Source organism: Pseudomonas sp. IB20, assembly GCF_009707325.1.
Classification (GTDB): domain Bacteria; phylum Pseudomonadota; class Gammaproteobacteria; order Pseudomonadales; family Pseudomonadaceae; genus Aquipseudomonas.
Map to the genome: position 1 here is coordinate 2,911,144 of NZ_CP046103.1, position 23,688 is coordinate 2,934,831.

Annotated in this window: 9 protein-coding genes and 5 pseudogenes; 3 read left to right on the forward strand and 11 right to left on the reverse strand. The window is 62.8% G+C overall.

Annotated features, from left to right (window positions below):
• Positions 1 to 157: 157 nt before the first annotated feature.
• From GJU48_RS25875 to GJU48_RS25740, 8 genes and pseudogenes are all read right to left on the reverse strand, one after another.
• A pseudogene (locus tag GJU48_RS25875) lies at positions 158 to 439 on the reverse strand (phosphopantetheine-binding protein); the annotation flags it as partial.
• A gap of 27 nt (positions 440 to 466) precedes the next feature.
• Positions 467 to 889, reverse strand: coding sequence for a hypothetical protein (locus tag GJU48_RS25730; protein WP_371923422.1), 423 nt, complete (start codon positions 887 to 889; stop codon positions 467 to 469).
• A 525-nt stretch (positions 890 to 1,414) separates the two neighbouring features.
• On the reverse strand, positions 1,415 to 1,921 hold the full coding sequence (locus tag GJU48_RS25735; protein ID WP_452603449.1) for an AMP-binding protein: 507 nt from the start codon (positions 1,919 to 1,921) through the stop codon (positions 1,415 to 1,417).
• A pseudogene (locus tag GJU48_RS25880) lies at positions 1,805 to 3,968 on the reverse strand (amino acid adenylation domain-containing protein); the annotation flags it as partial. The gene GJU48_RS25735 and the pseudogene GJU48_RS25880, both read right to left, overlap by 117 nt.
• A gap of 84 nt (positions 3,969 to 4,052) precedes the next feature.
• Positions 4,053 to 4,175, reverse strand: a complete 123-nt coding sequence (locus GJU48_RS25885) for a hypothetical protein (RefSeq protein WP_452603462.1) — start codon at positions 4,173 to 4,175, stop codon at positions 4,053 to 4,055.
• A gap of 80 nt (positions 4,176 to 4,255) precedes the next feature.
• Positions 4,256 to 4,591, reverse strand: a pseudogene (locus tag GJU48_RS25890) (hypothetical protein); the annotation flags it as partial.
• A 7-nt stretch (positions 4,592 to 4,598) separates the two neighbouring features.
• Positions 4,599 to 4,787 carry a hypothetical protein gene (locus GJU48_RS25895; protein ID WP_452603450.1) on the reverse strand — a complete coding sequence of 63 codons (189 nt, stop codon included), beginning with the start codon at positions 4,785 to 4,787 and terminating at the stop codon, positions 4,599 to 4,601.
• Between the two features lie 74 nt (positions 4,788 to 4,861).
• Positions 4,862 to 18,904: pseudogene (locus tag GJU48_RS25740) on the reverse strand (non-ribosomal peptide synthase/polyketide synthase).
• 209 nt (positions 18,905 to 19,113) lie between these two features.
• On the opposite strand from GJU48_RS25740, the gene GJU48_RS13430 reads away from it, so the two are divergent.
• Both GJU48_RS13430 and GJU48_RS13435 read left to right on the forward strand, forming a co-directional pair.
• On the forward strand, positions 19,114 to 19,365 hold the full coding sequence (locus GJU48_RS13430; protein ID WP_094952018.1) for a type II toxin-antitoxin system HicA family toxin: 252 nt from the start codon (positions 19,114 to 19,116) through the stop codon (positions 19,363 to 19,365).
• The gene (locus GJU48_RS13435; protein ID WP_094952019.1) at positions 19,362 to 19,727 is read left to right on the forward strand and encodes a type II toxin-antitoxin system HicB family antitoxin; all 366 of its coding nucleotides are present in this window, start codon (positions 19,362 to 19,364) and stop codon (positions 19,725 to 19,727) included. Before GJU48_RS13430 ends, GJU48_RS13435 begins: the two co-directional genes overlap by 4 nt.
• 90 nt (positions 19,728 to 19,817) lie before the next feature.
• Here the strand turns inward: GJU48_RS13435 and GJU48_RS13440 are convergent.
• Positions 19,818 to 20,882 (reverse strand): annotated as a pseudogene (locus tag GJU48_RS13440) (MFS transporter); the annotation flags it as partial.
• A 142-nt stretch (positions 20,883 to 21,024) separates the two neighbouring features.
• Here GJU48_RS13440 and GJU48_RS13445 point away from each other — a divergent pair.
• Positions 21,025 to 21,600 carry a TetR/AcrR family transcriptional regulator gene (locus GJU48_RS13445; RefSeq protein ID WP_094952026.1) on the forward strand — a complete coding sequence of 192 codons (576 nt, stop codon included), beginning with the start codon at positions 21,025 to 21,027 and terminating at the stop codon, positions 21,598 to 21,600.
• Positions 21,601 to 21,606: 6 nt separating this feature from the next.
• On the opposite strand, the gene GJU48_RS13450 is transcribed toward GJU48_RS13445, so the two are convergent.
• Both GJU48_RS13450 and GJU48_RS13455 read right to left on the reverse strand, forming a co-directional pair.
• A complete protein-coding gene (locus GJU48_RS13450) occupies positions 21,607 to 22,962 on the reverse strand; it encodes an MATE family efflux transporter (protein WP_094952027.1) in 1,356 nt (451 codons plus the stop codon).
• A 25-nt stretch (positions 22,963 to 22,987) separates the two neighbouring features.
• Positions 22,988 to 23,560 carry a DUF2239 family protein gene (locus GJU48_RS13455; RefSeq protein ID WP_094952028.1) on the reverse strand — a complete coding sequence of 191 codons (573 nt, stop codon included), beginning with the start codon at positions 23,558 to 23,560 and terminating at the stop codon, positions 22,988 to 22,990.
• Between the last annotated feature and the right edge of the window lie 128 nt (positions 23,561 to 23,688).

A 23,688-nucleotide genomic window follows, 5' to 3' on the forward strand; every position in this document is an offset into this window, starting at 1 on the left:
ATCGCGGATGACCAGGGGTTTTTTATTGCCCGCTGAAAAGGCCCTGTGCTGAATAACCCGCATAAAAAAACGCCCCTGGGCACCTGTCCAGGGGCATTGCTTTTACACGGGGTGTTACTTCATTGCATCGGCAAAGCTCTGCACGAACGCGGTTGGCAGTGAAATGAATACCGGCAGCCCGGGCGCGGCTGACCACCTGGATCGAGATGATCGAGTCGCCACCGCGCTCGAAGAAGTTGTCGTTCAAGCCCACGTGTTCGATACCCAGCACATCGGCCCAGATCGCAGCAATCTGCTGCTCAAGGGCGCTTTGCGGGGCTTCGTAATGCTGCGCGGTTTCGGGTTTGGGCAGCGCCTTGCGATCCAGCTTGCCGTTGGGGCTCAGGGGCATCTGCTCCAGCAACACCCATTGCGCGGGCACCATGTAGTCCGGCAGGTGCGGCCAGATGGCACACTCCGCCAATCGTCACGGCGTTTTGCAGCACCAGTAGCCCACCAGGTATTTGCCGTCGACGCCAGCACGCCGTTCGCGGACCCGTCTGTCCAGCAGGCGCGCTTCGATTTCGCCCAACTCGATGCGCAGGCCACGCAGTTGATTGATGGTCGAACGCCCGGCGTACTCGATCACCCTGTCGCGTAACGCGCCAGGTCGCCGGTGCGTACAGGCGTGCCTTTGAAAAGGGTGGGCAATAAAGCGCTCGGCCGTCAACGCCGCACGACGGTGATAACCACGCGCCAGGCCAACGCCGCCCAGGTACAGCTCGCCCAACACGCCAACGGGGGCTGGCTCGAAATGGCTATCGAGGATGTAGCAACCCAGGTTGGCGATCGGACGGCCAATCGGCACCGCATCACGACCTTCATCGAGCAGGTCCAGTGGGTCACTCATGGCGCTCGGTGGGCCGTACATTTAGAGCCCGGCTGGGCAGCTTGGCAAACCTGCTGCTGCGCATCCACGGCAGCGCTTCGCCGCTGCACACGATGCGTGCAGTCTGACAGGTCGACGGCGGGTCTGCAGGAAGCCTGCAGCATCGAGGCACAAAGTGCACGTGGTGATGTGCTCGGCTTGATCAGCTGCCAGCTTGGCCGGATCACGTGGTCCCCAGGCGCACACCACGCGCCCGGTCATCAGGGCCAGAAAATCCCAACCGACACTCAAGCTGAACGGGTCTTTTGCAGCACTGTCGCTGACGTCCAGCGTAGGCTTCCTGCATCCATTGCAGCGGTTCAGGCCGAATGCGTTGCCGGCGCCTTTGGGCTGGCCGGTGGACCGGAGGTGTAGATCACGTAGGCAGGTTTTCGCCGTCAGCGATGCCGGGTTCTCGCTGTAGTGTTCAAAACCGACTCGCCCAGCACCAGGTTTCCAAGCCTGTGGAATCGGTATTGTCAGCAGTGCGCCTGGGTAGCAGCAGCTTCACGCCGCTGTCTTCCAGCATGTAGGCCAGGCGCTCGCGCGGGTATTCCGGGTCCAGCGGCACATAGCGCCACCGGCCTTGAGCACCGCGAGCAGGCCGACGACCATTTCGAGGACGCTCCACGGCCAGCCCACCAGCACTCCGGCCACACCGTGCATCAGGCGATGAGCCAGGCGGTTGGCGCACCGGTTCAACTCGGCGTAGCTCAAGCGCTGCTCGGCAAACACCAGTGCTGGTGCGTGCGGCGTACGCGCAGCCTGCGCTTCAATCAGTTGGTGGACTGTTTGCTGCAACGGGTAATCGCGCGAGGTAGCGTTCCAATCCTGCACCACTTGCTGACGCTCAGCCACGTCCATCATCGCCAGATCACCCAGGCGTTGTTGCCCCTCCTCAAGCATGGCCTGCAGCAGGTTGACCAGGTGGCGGCCGTAACCTTGCACGGTATCTTCGTTGAAGTGCGCGCGGGCAAAGCTGAACTGCACCGACAGGGTTTCGCCCAGGTCCACCAGCACCGTCAGCGGGAAGTTAGTTTGCTCGTGGGCGGTCACGCCGTGTTCGGGGTCAGCAATGCTCTACCAGTGCGTTGAGTTCGCGGGTATAGGCCGCGCTCAGCGTTTCGATCACAGCGGGGTCGAACATCAACGGGCTGAAGGTCCAGCTCAGCTGCAACTCACCGCCGTACACCTGACCGTTGAGCGTCAACCAGTTGCCCAGCGGCGCATCCGGGCTTTGCTCGGCCCCCGCGCTTTCGGTCGCCGGAGCGAACAACGCGTCCGGCTGGTCAAAGCTGCCGTCGACCTGCCCCAGGTAGTTGAAGGTGATACGCGGCACCGGCAAGGCACTGAACGCCTCACGCGTGGCGGCATCACTGAGGTAACGCAAAGCGCCGAACCCCAGGCCTTTATCCGGCACGGCACGCAGTTGCTCCTTGATCTGCTTGATTGAGGACGCAAGCGTTTCGGCCGGTGTCAGGCGGACGGGAAACAGGCTGGTGAACCAACCCAGCGTGCGCGTCAGGTCGATGTCATCAAACAGGTCCTCGCGACCATGGCCTTCCAGCTGGATCAGGCTGCTTGCATGCCCGGTCCACTGACACATCACCCGCGTCAGGGCAGTGAGCAGCAGGTCGTTGATCTGTGTGCGGTAGGCCATCGGTGCCTGTTGCAACAGTTGCCGGGTGCGCTCGGCATCCAGTTGGCTGACCACGGTTTGGGCCAGTCGAGTTGACGTGGGCGATTGCCGGCACCACATACGCAACCAGTTGTTTGCCACTCGGGTTTTCCTGGGCCACAACCACGGTTTCACCGACGCTGTCCTGCTCACGCAGGCGCGCTTCGATCTCGCCCAGTTCGATACGGAAGCCGCGAATTTTTACTTGATGGTCGACACGGCCGAGGTAATCCACCACGCCATCCGCACGGCCACGAGTCAGGTCGCCGCTGCGATACACACGACTGCCGGGCTTGCCGAACGGGTCCGGCACAAAACGCTCGGCGGTGAGGGCCGGGCGCTCCAGATAACCACGGGCCACGCCCTCTCCGCCCAGGTACAACTCGCCGGCCACGCCAATCGGTTGCAGGTTGAGTTGTGCGTCCAGCACATAGCCGCTGCGGTTGCCCAGCAGTGTGCCGATGGGTGCGTAAACGGCGCCGCATGGGTCGCCTCGACGGGCTTTCCATAGCAGTGGCGTGACCACGGTTTCGGTCGGGCCGTAGCCGTTGAACAGGTAAGTCGGTTTCAGCGCGCGCCATGCCAGGTCGTAACTGGCTTGAGCGACGGCATCGCCGCCAAAGCAGTAAACGCGTACCGCCGGTGGGTTACCGTCGCGTTCGGCATGCTCAGCCAACTGTTGCAGGTACACCGGCGGGAACACGGCCATCGTTACGTTGTGACGGTGCATTTGTGCGTAGGTGTATTCCGGCAGCCACAGGCTGTCGTCGCGGATCAGCACACTCGCGCCATTGATCAGCGGGTGCATCCAGCCTTCGTGGGAACCGTCGAAGGCAAAGGACATAAAGTGCAGTTCGCAATCGGCCGGGCTGGTTTCGTAGCGCTCGCCGGTGGCGATGATGTGCGCCACCAACGGGCCGTGGGAAACGGCCACGCCCTTCGGCATGCCGGTGGAGCCGGAGGTGTAAATCACATAGGCGAGGTTGTCGCCGTCCAGGTCGACTTGCGGCGCGGTGTCGCTGTACGGTCAATGGCCAAGGTAGCCAGGCCATCGGCGACCGGCAGTTGCTGCAAGGCACTGGTGTGGGTCAGCAGCAGTTTGGCGCGACTGTCTTGCATCATGTACAGCAGGCGATCACGCGGGTATTCAATGTCCAGCGGCACGTAGACGCCACCGGCTTTGAGCACGGCGAGGAACGCCACCATGATTTCGGCACTGCGCGGCATGGCAATCGCCACGCGCACTTCCGGGCCGACACCACGGGTGATCAGCGCGTGAGCCAGGCGATTGGCTTGGCGGTCCAATTCGCCGTACGTCAGGGTCTGCGCATCGAATTTAACCGCCACGGCATCCGGGTTTTCCCGTGCACGATCAGCGACCAATCATGCACCACGCTGCCGAGAAGCCCGAGTCAGTGCGATTCCACAGCTGCAGAATGTGCTGCTGCTCGTCATAGTCCAGCAGCTTCAGTTGGGCAACGGTTTGCTGCTGTCAGCAACCATCGCCTGCAACAGGTTCTGCCAATGGCGCGCCATGCGCTCGATGGTCGCAGGCTCGAACAAGTCGGTGGCATAGCTAACGAGGCCCACAGGCCTTCCGCGGATCTGGTCCAGGTCAGGTCGAACTGCGCGGTCTGGCTGCCCCAGTCCAAGCCTTCCACACGCAAGTCAGGCAAGTGTCGGCCCTGGGTGGCCAGGCCTGCATCGTTCTGGTGGTTGAACAACACTTGGAACAAGGGGTTATGGCTCAGGCTGCGCTCCGGCTGCAACGCTTCGACAATGTCGAACGGCATCCTGTGGCTGGGCTCCAGGCGGCGCTTGGTGTGTTGCAGCAGTTGGGCGAAGGTCATCTGGCCATCGAGGTCGGCCTTGAGCACTTGGGTGTTGACGAAAAGCCGATCAGTTCGGTCTCGACCCGATTGCGGTTGGCGATCGGCACACCGACGCGGATGTCCTGCTGGCCGCTGTAGCGATACAACAAGCCTGGAAGACGCCAGCAACAGCATGAACACGTCACACCTTCCGCTGGGCCAGGGCTTTGAGCTCGCCCAGCAACGGCGCGGGCAGCGCAATATTCAAGCGTGCACCGCGATGTGTCGGCACCGCCGGGCGTTGATGATCGAACGGCAGCTCCAGTACCGGCTGCTCGCCACCGAGCGTTTCACGCCAATAATCGAGTTGACGCCTTCTCCCCGCCTCCATCCAACTGCGCTGCCAGCGCTATCGTATGACGCAACGCGGATGCCCTCCCTGGCGTAGCGCTACACTGCACCAGCTCATCGACCACACCTGCATCGACCACCATCGGAGACGATATGGTGCTGCACCAGCACCAGCACATGCAGGTCCTGCGCCAGGCGCATCAGCGTGACGCGCAGCAGTGGCCCTTGTTGCAGGTCGAAAGGCCGCGCAATTTCGGCTTCCACCTGTTGCTGTAGCGTAGCTTCAAGGGCATCTACCCGCGCAATCAGCACCGGCTCGGCCGGGCGAACTGACACGCGCTCCTCCAAGTGCAAACGCGTGCGCAAGCTTTCGTGACGCGCTACCAAGGTGTCGAAGCTGCGTTGCAGGGCGGCCTTGTCCAACCGCCCATTCAGGCGCAGGGCGCCGGGGACGTGATAGGCCGCGCTGTCCGGGTCCAGTTGCCACAGGAACCACTGGCGCTCCTGGGCATAAGACAACGGGGCGTGTTGGCCCGCTTCGCGAATCGAGGCGATCGGCAGCTGGGCGAAACTCATGACATACTCAATGACGCCGTCGGCGCGGCACCGCGCCAGGTCGCCGGTGCGGTAGAGGCGCTCGCCGGTGTCACCGAACGGGTCCGGCACAAAGCGTTCAGCCGTGAGCAGTGCGCGGTTCAAATAGGCGCGTGCCAAGCCACGGTGGCTGGCGATGTAAAGTTCGCCCACTGCGCCCAACGGCGCCAGGTTCAGGTCGCGGTCCAGCACGTACAGGGCACGACCTGGCAACGCGCGGCCAATCGGGCTGGCCGTGGCGCCGATGATTTCACTGGCGGATGTGCAGTCCAGCACACTCGACACCACCGTCGCTTCAGTCGGGCCATAGGTATTGAGCAATCGTACATGGCCCAGGCCGGCTTTTAACCATTGCGCCGGTCCCTCCAGCGGCATGGCTTCACCACCGATATGCACCTGGCGAAGCGCGCCGTAAGCGCGCGGCCCGGTGGCCAGGCAATCGAGCAGGAACAGGTTCCAGTAGGCGGTTGGCAGATCGGCCAGGGTAATGCCCTGGGTGATGATTTCCTCATACAGCCGCGCGCTGTCCCATAACTCGGGGCCGCGCAGAATCACCGTGGCACCGTGGGTCAGTGCCGGGTACAACTGCTCGACAAACCCATCGAAGTTCAGGGTCGCAAACTGCAGCACGCGATCTGCCTGGGTCAACTGCGAATAACCGGCGGCAATACTGGAGAATTCAGTGAGTGCCGCGTGATTGATCGCCACGCCCTTGGGCTTGCCGGTGGAACCGGAGGTGTAGATCACGTAAGCCAGGTTCTGCGGATCGACCTGGACCTGGGGGTTGTGCTCAAAGCGGCCTTGCAGGTCGCCATCGAGGCGATCGAGATCCAGCCGCTCAATGTGTTCCGGCAGCGGCAACGGCACTGACGATTGACACACCACCAGGCGCACAGCGCTGTCTTCAAGCATGTGCAACAGGCGCTCGCGCGGGTATTGCGGGTCCAACGGCACATACGCACCACCGGCCTTGAGTACCGCCAGCAGGCTAACCACCATCGCAAACGAGCGCTCCACCGCCACGCCCACCATCACTTCGGCGCCGACGCCTTGGTCGATCAGATAATGGGCCAGGCGGTTGGCTTGCCGGTTCAGCTCGGCATAGCTGATGGTTTGCTCACCCAGGCACAGGGCGATAGCCTCCGGCCGTTGCCGCGCCTGCACCTCAAACAGGCTCTGCACGCCCGTCGACTCTACGAACGCGGCAGCAGCGTGATTCCAATCGTGCAACACGCGGCGCTGCTCATCCTTGGTCAACATCGCCAGTTGCGCGACGCGATTTCCCGCGCGCGCGACGACCGCCCGTAACAGTGCCTGCCAATGCTGCGCCATGCGCTCAACGGTGCGTGAACATCGGTGGCGTAGCCCAACGAGGCCCACAGGCCTTCTGCGCTTTCATGCACATCCAGGTCGAGGTCGAAGTGCGCGGTACGGCGCTCCCACTCCAGGCCTTCAATGTGCAAATTCGACAGCGTCTGCGACGGGGCGCCCAGCCGCCCTTCGCTCTGATAGTTGAACATCACCTGGAATAACGGGTTGAGGCTCAGGCTGCGCTCCGGCTGCAAGGCTTCCACCAGTTGCTCGAACGGCAGGTCCTGATGGCCTGGCTCAGGCCGCTGTTGACCTGGGCCACAGCTGGAACGTAGGTGCCCTCGAGGTCGGCCTTGAGCACTGGTGTTGACGAAGAAGCCAATCAGGCGCTCGGTCTCGACCCGATTACGGTTGGCAATCGGCACACCGACGCGAATGTCCTGTTGGCCGCTGTAGCGGTGCAGCAACGTCTGGAACGAGGCCAGCAATAGCATAAACATCGTCACGCCCTGGGCCTGAGCTAGAGCTTTAAGGCTCTCGGCCAGGCTGACGGGCAATGGCACATCCAGACGCGCACCGCGATGGCTCTGCTGCGCGGGGCGTTGGTGGTCGAACGGCAACTCCAGCACCGGCTGCTCGCCACCCAACAGTTCCGCCATACAGTTGACGCGCCTTCTCCCCCGCGTCCATCCAACTGCGCTGCCACGCAGCGTAGTCGGCATACTGGATCGGCAGCGCCGGCAGTTGCAACAACTGGCCCTGGCTGTGCGCCTGGTAGAGCTGCACCAGTTCGTCGACCATCACCTGCATCGACCAACCATCGGAGATAATGTGGTGCTGCACCAGCACCAACACGTGCTCATCTTCGGCCAGGCGCAACAGGCTGACACGCATCAACGGGCCTTGGCGCAAATCAAACGGCTCGGCGATCTGCGCTTGCACCTGGGCTTTGAGAGAGGCCTCAACGGACTCGATCAAGACCAGCTCGATGCGCGCCTGCGGGCTGATCACTTGTACGGTACGCCCGGCCTCTTGTTGCAGATGGGTGCGCAAGCTTTCATGGCGCGCCACCAGCGTATCGAAGGCACGCTGCAACGCGGCCTTTCCACCGCCCATTCAGGCGCAGGGCGCCGGGGACGTGATAGGCCGCGCTGTCCGGGTCCAGTTGCCACAGGAACCACTGGCGCTCCTGGGCATAAGACAACGGGGCGTGTTGGCCCGCTTCGCGAATCGAGGCGATCGGCAGCTGGGCGAAACTCATGCCCCGGCTTTGCAGGCGTTGGTAGAACTGCTGGCGCTGTTCCAGAGGCAGACGAAGAAAGCGCGAAACCAGATCGATATTAGGGTTGGAAAGCATGGTTCAAATCGCCTCTAGTTCGCTCAAAAAGTCACGAAGATCATCAAAATCTTCCGCGCTACCGGCGCGGAAGGTGGCAGCGGCCTGGGCATAAGCTCGCAACGTTTCGGTCTGGAACACTTCCACCAACGGCACCTCCAGCCCCAGCTCGGCTTGCACCCGCGACGTGATCTGGATCGCCAGCAGGGAATGGCCGCCAACCTCGAAGAAGTTATCGTCAAGGCCTACCCGCGGCAGGTGCAGAATCTCGGCCCAGATCGCGGCGATTTGCTGCTCCAGCTCGGTTTCGGGCGCTACGTAATGCTGCTGCATCAAGCTCGCGTCCGGCTCGGGCAAGCCCTTTCGGTCGAGTTTGCCGTTGGGGGTGAGTGGCATCTGTGCCAGGAACATGAAGTGGGTCGGCACCATGTAGTCCGGCACGGTTTTCAGGCCGGCGCAGGTCGCGGAACTCGGTTTCGTTGACGTGGGCGTTGCCGACACATACGCACCAGTTGTTCCACTCGGGTTTCCTGGGCCACAACCACGGTTTCACCGACGCTGTCCTGCTCACGCAGGCGCGCTTCGATCTCGCCCAGTTCGATACGGAAGCCGCGAATTTTTACTTGATGGTCGACACGGCCGAGGTAATCCACCACGCCATCCGCACGGCCACGAGTCAGGTCGCCGCTGCGATACACACGACTGCCGGGCTTGCCGAACGGGTCCGGCACAAAACGCTCGGCGGTGAGGGCCGGGCGCTCCAGATAACCACGGGCCACGCCCTCTCCGCCCAGGTACAACTCGCCGGCCACGCCAATCGGTTGCAGGTTGAGTTGTGCGTCCAGCACATAGCCGCTGCGGTTGCCCAGCAGTGTGCCGATGGGTGCGTAAACGGCGCCGCATGGGTCGCCTCGACGGGCTTTCCATAGCAGTGGCGTGACCACGGTTTCGGTCGGGCCGTAGCCGTTGAACAGGTAAGTCGGTTTCAGCGCGCGCCATGCCAGGTCGTAACTGGCTTGAGCGACGGCATCGCCGCCAAAGCAGTAAACGCGTACCGCCGGTGGGTTACCGTCGCGTTCGGCATGCTCAGCCAACTGTTGCAGGTACACCGGCGGGAACACGGCCATCGTTACGTTGTGACGGTGCATTTGTGCGTAGGTGTATTCCGGCAGCCACAGGCTGTCGTCGCGGATCAGCACACTCGCGCCATTGATCAGCGGGTGCATCCAGCCTTCGTGGGAACCGTCGAAGGCAAAGGACATAAAGTGCAGTTCGCAATCGGCCGGGCTGGTTTCGTAGCGCTCGCCGGTGGCGATGATGTGCGCCACCAACGGGCCGTGGGAAACGGCCACGCCCTTCGGCATGCCGGTGGAGCCGGAGGTGTAAATCACATAGGCGAGGTTGTCGCCGTCCAGGTCGACTTGCGGCGCGGTGTCGCTGTAACCGCTCCACTCCTCTGTTCGGTCAATGGCCAAGGTAGCCAGGCCATCGGCGACGGCAGTTGCTGCAAGGCCTGGTGTGGGTCAGCAGCAGTTTGGCGCGGCTGTCTTGCATCATGTACAGCAGGCGATCACGCGGGTATTCAATGTCCAGCGGCACGTAGACGCCACCGGCTTTGAGCACGGCGAGAAACGCCACCATGATTTCGGCACTGCGCGGCATGGCAATCGCCACGCGCACTTCCGGGCCGACACCACGGGCGATCAGCGCGTGAGCCAGGCGATTGGCTTGGCGGTCCAATTCACCGTACGTCAGGGTCTGCGCATCGAATTTAACCGCCACGGCATCCGGGTTTTCCCGTGCACGATCAGCGAACAACTCATGCACCAGGCGCTCGGCCGAGAAGCCCGAGTCAGTGCGATTCCACAGCTGCAGAATGTGCTGCTGCTCGTCATAGTCCAGCAGCTTCAGTTGGGCAACGGTCCTCCGCCGCGCGCAACAGGCTCAGCCAATGACCCATCATGCGCGCGGCGGTGGCCGCACCGAACAGGTCGGTGGCGTAGGTCAAGGATGCCCAGATACCGTCGCCGGTTTCCTGGGTGTCCAGGCTCAGGTCAAACTGAGCGCTCTGAGTGTCCAGCTCCAGGCTGGCCACACTCAGGCCCGGCAGTTGCGGCTCTGCGGTTTGGGTCTTGGCTTGGTGGTTGAACATCACCTGGAACAACGGGTTTGGCTCAGGCTGCGTTCGGGCTGCAAGGCCTCGACCAACTGTTCAAATGGCAAGTCCTGATGACTCTGCGCTTCCAGGGCGCGCTGCTTCACCTGCGCCAACACCTGGCTGAAAGTCATTTGCCCGTCGATATCCGCTTTCAGCACCTGGGTGTTGACGAAAAACCCGATCAGACGCTCAGTTTCTGCGCGATTGCGGTTGGCAATCGGCACGCCGACGCGGATATCCGACTGGCCGCTGTAGCGATACAACAGCGTCTGGAACGACGCCAGTAACAGCATGAACAGGGTCACGCCCTCACGCTGCGCCAATGCCTTGAGACCATTGACCAGCGCTGCCTCCACGCTGACATCCAGGCGTGCGCCACGGTAGCTCTGAACCGCCGGCCGTGGGTGGTCCAACGGCAACTCCAGCACTGGTTGCTCACCGCCCAACGTCCGCCAGTACCAGTGGCGCCTTCTCCCGGCTTCCATCCAAGTACGCTGCCATACGGCAAAGTCAGCGTACTGGATCGGCATCACCGGCAATTGCAACAACTGGCCCTGGCTGAACGCCTGGTAGAGCTGCACCAGCTCGTCGATCATCACCTGCATCGACCAACCGTCGCAGACGATGTGATGTTGCACCAGCACCAGTACATGCTCGTCCGCTGCCACGCGCAGCAACGTCACACGCAGCAACGGCCCTGCTTGCAAGTCGAACGGCCGCGCGATTTCGGCTTCAACGTGCGCCTGCACGTCGGGTTCTTGCACGTCAACGCACGGGATGGGCGCGGGCTGATCACTTGTACGGTACGCCCGGCCTCTTGTTGCAGATGGGTGCGCAAGCTTTCATGGCGCGCCACCAGCGTATCGAAGGCACGCTGCAACGCGGCCTTATCCAGAACCCCCTTAAGGCGCAGCACGCTGGGCACATGATAGGCAGCGCTGGCGGGGTCCAGCTGCCAGAGAAACCACTGGCGCTCTTGGGCGTAGGACAGTGCGAGCGGTTGCCCACGCTCCACCGCGACCAAAGGTTGCGAGGTTTGCACCTGCAACGCTGCGCACGCCGTCGCAAACCCTTGCAACGTCGGGTGTTCAAAGAGCGCCCGCAGGGGCACTTCGAGGCGCAGTTCATGCCGCACGCGGGAAACCACCTGGGTGGCCAACAACGAATGCCCGCCCAGCTCGAAGAAATGATCCGTGAGGCCCACCTGCTCGACCTGCAACACCGCCTGCCAGATCACCGCCAACTGCACTTGCAGCGGGGTTTGTGGCGCTACATAGGCGTGTTGACGCACACTCAGGTCAGGCCCCGGCAGCGCACGGCGGTCAAGCTTGCCGTTGTTGTTCAGCGGCAAGGCGTCAAGCACCAGCCAGTGCGCGGGCACCATGTAGTCCGGCAGCGACTGGCGCAAGGTTGCCGCCAGGGCTTGCCCGTCCAGGGTTTGACCGTGGGCGGGCACCACATAGGCGACCAATTGCATGCCCACCGCACTCGGCTGGGCGATGACGGCGGCTTCACGCACCGCCGGCAAGGCTTGCAGGCAGGCCTCGATCTCGCCCATTTCGATGCGGTAGCCGCGAATTTTGACCTGATGGTCGATACGACCGACGTACTCCAGCACCCCCGCCGCGTTGTAACGGGCCAAGTCGCCGCTGCGGTACAGCCGCGCACCCGGCTCGCTGGAGAACGGGTCGGGCAGGAAGCGCTCGGCGGTCAAGGCCGGGCGGTCGAAATAACGCTGGGCCAGACCCGCCTCGGCGCCGATGCATAGCTCACCGACGCCGTCGGTGGCCAGCAGCTCGAAACCGCTGTCGAGCACATACAGCGAGCGGCCAGCGATGGCCCGCCCGATCGGCACACCGAACGCATCACTGGCATCCGCCAGTTGGCAGTCGTGCACGCTGGACACCACCGTCGCCTCGGTCGGCCCATAAGTATTGACCAGTCTTACGCCGCCCAGCCCGGCGGCATGCCAGGCACGCACGCCTTCCACCGACATGGCCTCGCCGCCCACATGCACTTGGCGCAGGTTACCCAAGCTGCGGCGGTCGGCCGCGCACTCCTTGGCCAACAAATACCAGTAAGCGGCGGGCAAGTCGGCCAGGGTCACGTCTTGCTCGACGATCTCGCGCGCCAGTTGCCCGGCGTCCCACAGCTCATCGCCACGCATGATCAAGGCAGCACCCACGCACAGCGGCGGGTAGCACTGCTCCACAAAGCCGTCAAAGCTGAAGGTGGCAAATTGCAGCACGCGGTCTTCGGCACACAGGCGGCTATACGCCTCGGCGCTGTCACAGAACTGACCGAGGGCGGCATGGTCGATGGCCACGCCTTTGGGCAGGCCGGTGGAGCCGGAGGTGTAGATCACATACGCCAGGTCGGCGGCCGCCGCATGGCTGGGTGGATTGGTTGCCGGGTAGCTGTCCAGTTCTTCACCGCAGGCGCTGAAATCCACGCGGATCAACCCTTGCGGCAGCGGTAGATCGGCGAGCAACCCGGTTTCGCTGAGCAGCAGGTCCAGGCGACTGTCCGCGAGCATGTAGGCCAGGCGCTCGGCTGGGTATTTCGGGTCCAGCGGCACATAGGCAGCGCCGCTTTTGAGCACCGCCAGCAGGCTGACGATCAACTGCGGGCCACGCCGACTGGCCAGGCCGACGCGCTGGCCCGGCCCTGCGCCGAGCGCCAGCAAGCGGTGGGCCAGGCGGTTGGCGCGCTGATTGAGCTGGGCGTAGCTCAGGCGCTCACTGCCCGCCTGTACCGCCAGCGCGTCAGGCGTAGCATGGGCCTGGGCAGCGATGCGCTCGTGCACACGCTGATGACGCGGCGCAGCACCAACGGATTGGCTGAGGCTGAGTACTTGGTGCTGCGCGGCGGCGTCCAGCAGTTGCAGGTTGCCCAGTGCCACACCCGCATCCGCCACCAGCTGCGTCAACAGGTGACGCAGGTTAGCGCCCAGTTGCGTGACCTGTTGCTCGCTGAAGTGGGCACGGTCGTAGCTGAATTCCAGACGCAGGCTGGCGCCCAACTCAACGCCCAGGGTCAGCGGGTAGTGAGTGCGTTCGTGGTTGTGCATCCGGCCGAAGGTCAGGCCGGCGGGCGCGCCTTGCTTCAACGCTTCGGCCACCGGGAAGTTTTCGAACACCAGCAAGGTGTCGAACAACGCACCTTGTTGACCGGCCCACGCCTGGATGTCGTAGAGCGGCACGTGTTCATGGTCGCGCAAGCTCAGGTTCAGGGCTTGCAGCTCACCGAGCCAAGCGCTGGCCGACTGAGCGGGTGAGGCCGCACTGATGATCGGCAAAGTGTTGATGAACAAGCCCAGTTGCTGCTCGATCCCCGGCAATGGCGCCGAACGCCCGGCAACGGTGGCGCCGAACGCCACGCAATCCTGGCCGGTGTAGCGTTGCAGCAAGAGGCCCCAGGCGGCTTGCAGCACGGTATTGAGCGTGATTTTTTGTTGGCGGGCAAACTCGCCAAGCGCGTGGGTAAAGCCGTCGTCCAGTGTCACTTGATGGTCAGCCATGCCCACGCCGTCGACCGGCGCACGCAGTGCTTGGGCCAGCAACGTTGGCGCTTGCAACGGCGCCATGGCCGCTTTCCAGAACGCCTCTCCCGAAGGTTGCTGTTGCAGCCAGCCCAGGTAATCGCGGAACTGCCCCAGCGGCGCCTCCAAGGCCTGGCCTGCATAGTGGGCAATCACTTCGCCGAGCAACTGCGCATTACTCCAGCCATCCATGAGGATGTGGTGGCTGGTGAAGATGAAGTGCCAGGCAGACCCGACGCCGCGCACCAGCATCAGACGAAACAGCGGTGCGGCATTCAATTCAAAGCCGCGTGAGCGCTCGGCATCGGCAAGGGCATCAAGGTCGGCATTCACGTCTTCGATCACCTGCAACTGCACGTCGACCTGACGCTTGATCACCTGATGAGCACTGTCCAGGCCCAGCCAGTGGAAGCTGCTACGCAAGATGTCATGGCGGTCCAGCGCCGCTTGCCAAGCACGGCCAAAGGTCAGCAGGTCCAGGCCTTCAATGTCCAGGCGCAGCTGGTTGATATAGGCCTGGGCCTCGGGTTCGTACAAGGTGTGAAACAGCATGCCCTGTTGCATCGGCGACAGCGGGTAGAGGTCGGCGATGTCCGGCCCGGCCACGGGCAGTGCATCCAGCTGCTGCTGGGTCAGGCATGCCAGCGGGAAGTCCGATGGTGTCACCTGCCCAGCAGGCGTTGCGCAGCAATGCTCGATCAAGGCCTTGAGTTCCGTGGCGTAGTCATCGGCCAGGCGCTGAATAGTGGCGGCGTTGAACATCTCGCGGCTGAAGCCCCATTGCAGCGACAGCTCACCGCCATACACCTGCCCTTCCACCGTCAGCCAGTTGGCCAACGGCGCTTCCGGGTCCTGGGCCTGGCCACTGCCTTGCGCGGCGGGCACGAACAACGCCGACTCGTTGAACTGGCGGTCGAACTGCCCCAGGTAGTTGAAGGTGATACGCGGCGCAGCCAAGCCGGCCAGGGTTTCGCGCGATTTCGGGCTGCCCAGGTAGCGCAGCAGGCCGTAGCCCAGGCCTTTATCCGGGACGGCGCGCAGTTGCTCTTTGACGGATTTGATCGCGTCCGACAGCTCGCCCTGGGCCTGCAAACGTACCGGAAACAGGCTGGTGAACCAGCCGACCGTGCGGCTCAGATCGATGGTGTCGAACAGGTCTTCGCGACCATGCCCCTCCAGTTGAATCAAAGCCGCGTGGCCGCTCCAACGGCTGATTACTCGCGTCAGCGCCGTCAGCAGCAGGTCGTTGACCTGGGTGCGATAGGCCGCCGGGGCGTCTTGCAGCAGTTGGCGGGTGAGCTCCGCATCGAGGCGGGTTTCGAGCTGGGTGCCCAGGCGGTTTTGCAGGCCGCCCTGCGGGTTGTCGCACGGCAGGTCGGCGTCGCTGGACTGTGCTTGCCAAAAGGCTAATTGATCATCAAGGGTTTGCGCGTGGGCCTGCAGTTGCTGCGCCCATTGCTGGTAGCTGCTGGTCTTGGCCGGCAATGCGGCTTCTCGATAAGCCTGTTGCAGGTCTTCCAGCAGGATGCGCCAGGACACGCCGTCGACCACCAAGTGATGGACCACCAGCAGAAGGCGCTGGGTGCCATCGGCCATCTGCACTAACGCTGCACGCAACAATGGGCCTTGCTGCAGGTCCAGGCTGCGCTGGGCTTCATCGCACAACGCGGCCAATTGCGTGTCATCGCTTGCAGAGGATTGCCATAGCGCCGGCTCGTTGACGGGCGCGCCGTGGGCTTGCTGCCAGGTGTCGCCCTGCTGCACAAAACGCAGGCGCAACACGTCGTGGTGGTTGATCAGTTGCGTCAGCGCCGCTTCCAGGCGTGCAGGCTCCAGCGCCTCACGCGGCGTCAGCAGCAGCGACTGGTTCCAATGCTGACGTGCCGGGATTGCCTGGGCGAAAAAGCTTTGCTGCACGGGCGTCAGGATCACGTCACCGGTCACCGGGCCTTGATCGATAACGGCCGCCTGTTCAAACGCGGCCACCAGCGCCAGGCTACGCACGCTTTGGTACTGGAACAGGTCGCGCGGGCTGAGGCGAATGCCTGCCTGGCGCGCGCGGCTGACCACCTGGATGGAGATGATCGAATCGCCGCCCAGCTCGAAGAAGTTGTCGTCCAGACCGACTGGGGCGACGCCGAGCACGTCACTCCAGATCGCCGCCAGGGCCTTTTGCAATTCGCTGGAAGGCGCAACAAAGGCGTGTTGCGGCGCCGCATCTGGCACCGGCAATGCCTTGCGGTCGAGCTTGCCGTTGGCGGTCACTGGCAGTTTGGCCAAGTGCACCATATGGGTCGGCACCATGTATTCCGGCAGACTGCTGAGCAGCCACGCCTTGAGGTCGGTCGGCGCTTCGCCTTCGAGCACCAGGTACGCGACCAACTGCTTGCCACCCTGCACCAGCACCACCGCCTCGCGCACTGAAGGATGTTGCATCAGGCGCGTTTCGATTTCGCCCAATTCGATACGCAGGCCTCGCAGCTTCACTTGATGGTCGAGACGGCCAAGGTATTCGATCACGCCATCGGCGCGCTGGCAGACGCGGTCGCCGGTGCGATAGAGGCGCTCGCCGTGGATAAACGGGCTGGGTACAAAACGCTCGGCCGTCAGCGCGGGGCGACGATGGTAGCTGCGCGCCAGGCCGGTGCCGCCCAGGTACAGCTCGCCGGCAACACCGGCTGGCACCGGGTTGAGTTGGGCGTCGAGTACGTAGGTGGCAAGGTTGGCGATCGGACGGCCGATGGGCACGCTGTCGGCGCCTTCGTCGACGCAAGTCCAGTGGGTCACGTCGATGGCAGCTTCGGTCGGGCCATAGAGGTTGAACAAACCCGCCGTTGGCAGCTTCGCGAACACCTGCAGTTGCGCGTCCAGTGGCAAGGCTTCACCGCTGCACACGATGCGCTTGAGGCTGGCACAGGCTTGCACGCCCGGCTCATGGATAAACGCCTGCAGCATCGACGGCACGAAGTGCAAGGTGGTGATGGCGTGGCGGCCAATGGTTTCGATCAGGCGGGCCGGCTCGCGGTGCTCCCCAGGGGCCGCGACCACCAAGCGGGCGCCGGTCATCAGCGGCCAAAAGAATTCCCATACCGACACGTCAAAACTGAACGGAGTTTTCTGCAGGACCGCATCGCTGGCGTCTAAACCATAGGCCTGTTGCATCCAGCACAAACGGTTGACCAACGCGCGATGGCTGTTGCCGGCACCCTTGGGTTTGCCGGTGGAGCCGGAGGTGTAGATCACGTAAGCCAAGTTCAGCGCCTGGATAGCCACGGCCGGCGATTCGCTGCTGTAGCCGTCGAGCCAACCGGGCGCCTGATCCAAGGCGATCACCTGGACGTTTTCAGTCGGCAGTGACGCCAGCAGGCGCTGCTGACTGAGCAGCAGCGCGATGCCGCTGTCTTCGATCATGTAGGCCAGGCGTTCCTGGGGATATTCTGGGTCCAACGGCACGTAGGCGCCGCCGGCCTTGAGGACCGCGAGCAGGCCTACCACCATTTCGATGGATCGCTCGACACACACGCCCACCAGCACGTCCGGGCCCACGCCCTGCTCGCGCAAGGCGTGCGCCAGTTGGTTGGCGCGGGCATTGAGTTGGGCGTAGGTCAAGGTGGTTGCGCCACACACCAAGGCCGGCGCGTCCGGCGTGCACTGCACTTGGTCTTCGATCAGTTGGTGGATGCCGCGCTCGGTCGGATAGGCTTCGCCGGTCTGGTTCCACGCATGGATCAGCACGTGTTGCTCATCGGCCGCCAGCATCGGCAACTCACCAATGCGCTGTTCGCCATCGGCCACCATGGCCTGCAACAGGCTGATCCAGTGCTGGGCCATGCGCGCAATAGACGGCGCATCGAACAGGTCATTGGCATAGGTCAGCGCGGCATGCAGGGTGCCGGATTTCTCGAAGGTGTCGAGGGTCAGGTCGAATTGGGTGGTACGGCTTTGCCACTCAACCAGTGACAGTTCGAGGCCGGAGGCGGTGCTGACCGAAGCGATATCGGCCACTACCGGCTGGTGGTTGTACATCACTTGGAACAGCGGCGTGTGGCTAAGGCTACGCTCGACGTTCAGCGCTTCCACCAGACGCTCGAACGGCAACTCCTGATGGTCCTGGGCGCCCAGCGCGTGTTCCTTGATGCCTTGCAGCAGCTCGGCAACGCGGGTCTGCCCGGTCAGTTCGGTGCGCAGTACCTGGGTGTTGACGAAGAAGCCGATCAGCCCTTCAACTTCACTGCGGTTACGGTTGGCGATGGGCACGCCGACGCGGATATCGCCCTGCCCGGTATAGCGATGCAGCAGCACATTGAAGGCGCCCAACAGCAGCATGAACAGGGTGACGTTGTGCTGTTGCGCATAGCTGCGCAATTGCGCGGCCAGGCCCGGATCAATGGCGAAATTATGGCGAGTGCCTTGGTAGCTGGGCATGGCCGGGCGCGAGCGATCCGTCGGCAATTCCAATACCGGATGCTCATCGCCCAGGCGCGCCTGCCAGTACTCCAGCTGACGCGCCTGTTCGCCCGCTTCCAGCCAGCGGCGCTGCCACAGGGCGTAATCGCTGTACTGGATCGGCAGCGTCGGCAATTGCGGCGCCTCGTTGCGCTCGTGGGCGTCGTAGCAGCGGATGAACTCGTCGATCAGCACGTTCATCGACCAACCGTCGGAGACGATGTGGTGCAGGGTCAGCAGCAGCACGTGCTCCTGCGCGTCGAGCTTGAGCAATTGCACGCGCAGCAGCGGGCCGTGTTCAAGGTCGAACGCCAGCAGCGATTGACGCGTCGCAGCTTGGTTGACGGCCAGCTCCCGCTCAGCGGCGGCCAAGGCACTCAAGTCCAGGTGCTCGACGGCCAGCGACGGTTCTAGCGCAACCTGGGTCAGGCGCTCATCGGCCTGACGCTGGAACACTGTGCGCAAAGTTTCATGCCGAGCTACCAGGCTGGCGAAGGCTTGCTCCAGCGCACGCAGGCTGAGCGCCCCCTTGAGCCGCACGGCGCCGGGCAGGTTGTAGGCGCCGCTGGCCGGGTCCAATTGCCACAGAAACCACATGCGCTGCTGGGCGTAGGACAACGCTTGGCGATCCTGCGCCTCAACCCCTGCCGGAATCGGAAACCGGGAAAAATCCACGCCTTCTTTCTGCAGGGCCTGCAGGAACACTTGGCGTTTTTCCAGAGGCAACCCGATAAACCGGCGAGCAAGTTTCAAGGAGTCTTCAGCATTCATTTCTTGGAGTCCGGAGCAATAGGCAGGAAGCACAAAGGCACGTCGTCCCTATAAAACGAACCGGACGGGGAAAAATTAGCGGGGGATGAATGGCTTGGAGCGAGGCGTCATCAAGGGTTACATCAATTTTCAGGAAAGACACTCCAAGCCGAGCTAGCATTGACGAACACCACTTTTGCGACTACATTTAGTTACACGCAGGGAACGCCGTGTCCAAAAATGAAAAGCTGCTCGCCAAACTGCTCAATGAGCACATGGCCTTTACTTGGCCAGAGCTCGTAACGCTGCTGCATCGTCTTGGCTACACACAGATTGAAGGGGCTGGAAGCCGGGTCAAATTCGACATCGGCGACCCCAGTGCAATGATCACCTTGCACAGGCCTCACCCCGGCAACGAACTGAAACATTACATTCGGCGCCAGATCATCGAACAATTGAAATCAGGAGAACTGATTCAGTGAACAACCAACTGAAACACAACGGCTACATCGGCTCTATCGAAGCCAGCCTCGAAGACAATTGCCTGTTTGGCAAAGTGCTGTTTATCAAGGCGCTGGTCAGCTATGAGGGTAAAACGGTCGCAGAGCTGGACGCGGCCTTTCGTGAGGCGGTAGACGACTATCTCGCTACATGCCACACCCTTGGGCAGACACCGGAGAAGCCGTGCAAGGGTTCATTCAACGTGCGGGTCGGCCATGACCTGCATCTGGCTGCGGCCCTGGCGGCGGCCCGTAAGAAAGTGACGCTCAATGACCTGACACGCCAGGCGCTGGATGAGTTTTTGCAACATCACAGCGCGGATGCCTACCCTGCGGTTGGCTGATGCCTGGCCTAAACCGTCGCTGCGCAGATCTTCACCTGCGCTCGCGCCAATCGACGTGCCTGGTGATCCAGGTCAAGGATGGCCTCAAACCGAGCTGGCCGCACCGATAGCCACGCCGATGCTCAAGCCGGTGATCAGCCAAGTCATGCCTTCGGTGAGGCGACTGGGCGGGACGACCTGTTCCACCAGGGCCATGGACACGATCAGCGTAGGTGCAAAGAACAGACCGGAAATAAACACCGCCACGGCCAGCCCGGGAATATGGTTTACCAGCAGCAACGGCAAGGTGGTCAACGCTGTCGCCACACCGCAGAACAGGAACTGGCGTGGCAACGAGGCCTTGAGCTTGAGTGTGCCAAAGGCCAACCCCGCCAGGCACGAGCCGATGGCATACACCGAGAGCACGATGCTCGCCGCCGCCGGCTGACCCTGCTGCTGGGCAAAGGCGACGCTGACCACATCTACCACGCCAACGATGACGCCCATGGCCAGCAGCAGGGTCATCAGGATCAGCACCGAAGGTGAGGCGATCAGCCAGCGACCGTGATGGCCGTGGTGTTCATGCACTGGCGGCTCAGTCGCACGTTGCAGCACGAAGGTGGTCACGCCCACCGCCAACAGCAGCGCGGCTACCAACGGCCCGGCCTCCGGGAACAGCACCACGCTCAGGCCCACCGAGATCGGCGGGCCGATAATGAAACACACCTCATCGAGCACCGACTCCAGGGCAAACGCGGTCTGCAATTTGGGTTGTCCCCGATACAACTCGGTCCAGCGCGCCCGCACCATGGCCGACATATTGGGCATGCAACCGGCCAAAGCGGCAAACACAAACAATGTCCAGCTCGGCGCCTGAAGCCGGGTGCATAACAGCAACAGCAACAACGCCCCGCCGCCGATCAGTGCCGCCAGCGGCAGCACCCTGCCCTGGCTATAACGGTCCACCAACCGCGAAACCTGCGGCGCGCAAAACGCCGTGGCCAAGGCAAACACCGCTGCCACCGCGCCCGCCAGGCCATAGCCGCCATGCACTTGCGAAAGCATGGTGATCAGGCCGATACCGACCATCGATATCGGCATGCGCGCCAGCATGCCGGCCAATACAAAAGCCCGACTGCCTGGGGCCTGGAACAACTCGGCGTAGGGGTTTGCCATCCTGCTTGACCTCTTCCTCAGCGCCTTGAAACTTGCTATCTGCAGTCATCAAGGCAACATACATACGGTGCGTATGTGGCAAATCATGCGTAACATACGCAGCGTATGTCAATCACTCAAACACTCATCGCGAGCCTTACCTATGAGCCGAGCCCGTGCCGAAATGATCGAAGACACCCGCGCCCGGCTGATCGCCAGCGCCCGCCAGGCCTTCGCCACGCAGGGCTATGCCAACACGTCGATGGACGAGTTTACCGCACGCGCCGGCCTGACCCGTGGGGCGTTGTACCACCACTTTGGTGACAAGAAAGGCCTGTTAGCGGCGGTGGTTGCCCAGCTCGACAGCGAAATGGACGCGCGCTTGCAGCTCATCAGCGATCAGGCCCAGGACCCTTGGGACGGCTTTTGTGAACGCTGCCGCACCTATTTGCGCATGGCGCAGGACCCGGAAATCCAACGCATTGTGTTGCAGGATGCGCCAGCCGTGCTCGGCGATACAGGCGCTCAACAACACTGTGTAGAGTCACTACGCCAACTGCTTGAGGGCTTGATGCAGGCGGGTGCTATCGCGCAAGGCCCCAGCGTTGCGCTGGCGCAGTTGATCAATGGCAGCTTGGTCAACACCGCGCTGTGGATCGCCCGGGATGAGCACCCGGGCGCGCGGCTGGAAGAAGGCTTGCAGGGCCTGGAGCTACTGCTGCGCGGCTTGAAGCAATAAGCCCCGCTACACCAACCGTACGATCTGCTTATGCCGCCACACCAATCGGTAGTAAGCGGTCTGCAGCGCCAGCATCGCCAGGTAGGTCACCGGAAACGCCATCCACACGCCTTCAAGGCCAAAGTGCGCGTTGAGCATGTACGCCATCGGCAGTTCAACACACAGCACGCAGAAAATAGAGATCGCCACCGGCATCAGCACCACGCCGCTGGCGCGCATGATCCCGCCCACCACCGCCTGGAAGCCGAACACCAGGATGCTCCACAACATGATGTGCAGCAGGTGTTCGGCATTGAGCCGCGCCGCGTCGTCGGTGATGAACAGCCCCAGCAGCCAGTGCGACAGCAGGTAGCCGAGCACGATCAAGCCACCGGTGAGGCAGGTGTTGATCAGCAAGCCCGTACGCAGGATCGGCCCGATCCGCTCCAGGCGCCCGGCGCCAATCGCCTGGGCCCCGAGAATCGACGCAGTGATCGCAATCGACAACGCCGGGAACTGCACGTAATTAACGATCTGCGTCACCGCGCCATACGCCGCCGTGGCTTGGGAGCCGTGGCTGTTGACCAAGGCGAGGATGACCAATTCCGACAACGACAGCACCACCATCTGCAAGCCAGTCGGCAGGCCGATGCGCAGCACTTTGCCGAGGATCGCCCGGTCCAGGCGCAAGGCGGCGAGCAGTTCGCGGTCCGGCGCCATCACGTGTTTTTTGTGGCGCAGGCGCACTATCAGAAACAGCATCGCCGAGGCGTTGCCGACCAAACCTGCGTACACCGCACTCTGGATGCCCATGGGCGGCAGGCCGATCCAGCCGCGAATCAGCGCCGGGGTCAGCAACAGGCCGACCAGGGTCGAGACCATCAGCGCCAGCAGCGGCGAAACCGTGTCACTGACGCCACGCAGCAACTGGGTGTAGAGGATGAAGACCAGCAGCAGCGGCATGATCAGCATCATCATCTGGGCATAGCCCACGGCATCGTCGAGAACGTCAATCGGTGTACCCAACGCCTGCAGCGCCGGGCGCGCGAACAGGCCGCCGAGCACGGCCGCGATCAACCCCACCAACGCGCCCAAGGTCAACGTCGCACCGGTGATCGCCTTGACCAATCCGGTTTCCTGGGCGCCCCAGGCCTGGCCGATCAGTACCGAAGCGCCCGCCCCCAGGCCGATCACCAAGGCAATAAAGAAAAACACGATCGGGAACATCCCCGACACCGCCGCCAGCGCCTGGGTGCCGAGCATTTGCCCGACGTAGATGCCGTTAAGGGTGCCGGAAAAGCTTTGCAGGAAATTGGACAGCACCATCGGTGCCAGAAAGATCAGGTAGATCTGCCACAACGGCCGTTGTTGGGTGACTGGCATGGTGGTTCGAGTCCCGGAATTATTGTTAGACGGGGAACGCATTACGCGACAACCAGGCCAGGTACGTCTGCACCTCGTTAGGCCAATGCGCGATCTTGTTGGCGAAGGCCGCCGCATCCTCAGCGAACAGTGCCCGCGAGGCGTCTTCAAAACCTTGCAGGTTGCCGCCAATGGCACTCATGAAACGATAGCTGGCTTCCTTGGCCTGGCGCGCCTGATCACGTGCGGCATTGGCATTGCGTGCTTCATCCACCAGCCGGCGCAAGGCTGCCGAGGCGCCGCCGCGTTGTTGGCCCAGCCATTCCCAGTGGCGCGGCAGCAGAGTGACTTCGCGCGCGATCACGCCCAGCTTTGGGCGCCCAACCGAGGGGACCGAGGGAGGCTCGTCATCGCTTGACGCCTGCGCAGGTTGCTCAGGCACATAACCGCTGGGCCAGGGGTAATCGACTTGGGTGCCGGTGGCGTCATCAAAGACCAGGAAGGTGCCCGCCGGCAGGTCCAGACCTGCCAGGGTATCGGCCACGTCCGAATAGGTACCGGCCGCCACGCGTTGGTGGCGGAGGAAGACAGTGCACTGAGGAGCGTTTAGCGTCGGCATGGTTTATTACCCGGGTGTTATTTGTTTTACCCGGGTTATATTAGCCATTATCTGGCAGCATGCAAGGTTATTGTGGTGAAACCTCCAAAGGCCGCCACCTATGGACCTGTGGGAGTTGGCAGGCAGAT

Bases quoted from the DNA above. Each gene is read 5' to 3' on its own strand.
- GJU48_RS25730 (WP_371923422.1), bottom strand. From the start codon at position 889: ATGAGTGACCCACTGGACCTGCTCGATGAAGGTCGTGATGCGGTGCCG.
- GJU48_RS25895 (WP_452603450.1), bottom strand. From the start codon at position 4,787: ATGGAGGCGGGGAGAAGGCGTCAACTCGATTATTGGCGTGAAACGCTC.
- GJU48_RS13445 (WP_094952026.1), top strand. From the start codon at position 21,025: ATGAGCCGAGCCCGTGCCGAAATGATCGAAGACACCCGCGCCCGGCTG.
- GJU48_RS13450 (WP_094952027.1), bottom strand. From the start codon at position 22,962: ATGCCAGTCACCCAACAACGGCCGTTGTGGCAGATCTACCTGATCTTT.
- GJU48_RS13455 (WP_094952028.1), bottom strand. From the start codon at position 23,560: ATGCCGACGCTAAACGCTCCTCAGTGCACTGTCTTCCTCCGCCACCAA.